The sequence below is a fragment of the Methylobacterium platani genome, from assembly GCF_001653715.1.
Taxonomy (GTDB): domain Bacteria; phylum Pseudomonadota; class Alphaproteobacteria; order Rhizobiales; family Beijerinckiaceae; genus Methylobacterium; species Methylobacterium platani.
In genome coordinates, this window is sequence record NZ_LWHQ01000123.1 from 1 (window position 1) to 606 (window position 606).

The following is a 606-nucleotide window of genomic DNA, read 5'->3' on the forward strand; positions in this document are numbered from 1 at the left end:
CGTCGGCGGTGGCGATGCCGACCTTGCCGACGAGGCCCTTGGTCTGCAGCACCTTGGCGGCGCCGGTGGCCGCCTCGTCGTACATGCCGTAGATCGCCTTGATGTCGGGATGGGCGGTCAGGAGGTCGTTGGCCTGGTCGACCGCCTCGCGCACCGTCAGGCCCTTGGTCTGGAGCACCTGGACGAGGTCGCAGCCGTCGGCCGCGAAGGCTTCCTTGGCGCCCTTGAGGTATTTCTGGGCGTTCTCGCGGTCCTGCGGCAGCGACAGCATGCCGACCTTGGTGCCGCCGCGCTCCTTGGCGAGCCCGCAGACGAACTTGCCTTCCTCGCGGCCGGCCTCGTAGTTGTTGGCCGTCACCGTCGCGGTGTAGTCGGTCGCGCCGGGCTGCGGGCCGATGCCGGTGAACGCCACCGGGATGCTCTTCTCCTTCAGCAGGCGCAGGACCGGCGGCGTGCTGGCCGAGCTGACCGGACCCATCACGATGGCGTCGACGCCGCGGGTCAGGGCCGTGCGCACGTTGGTCATCTGGTCGACCGGCGAGTTGTGCGAATCGAGCTCGATATACTCGACCCCGAGCTCCTTCGCCCTGGTCTTCGCGCCGTAGG

At 69.1% G+C, this 606-nt stretch carries 1 protein-coding gene; it reads right to left on the reverse strand.

All coding sequences use genetic code 11. The annotated features are described in order from the left end of the window. The coding region (locus A5481_RS31700) for a substrate-binding domain-containing protein (protein ID WP_156655687.1) at nt 1-606 on the reverse strand (606 nt) is incomplete at both ends.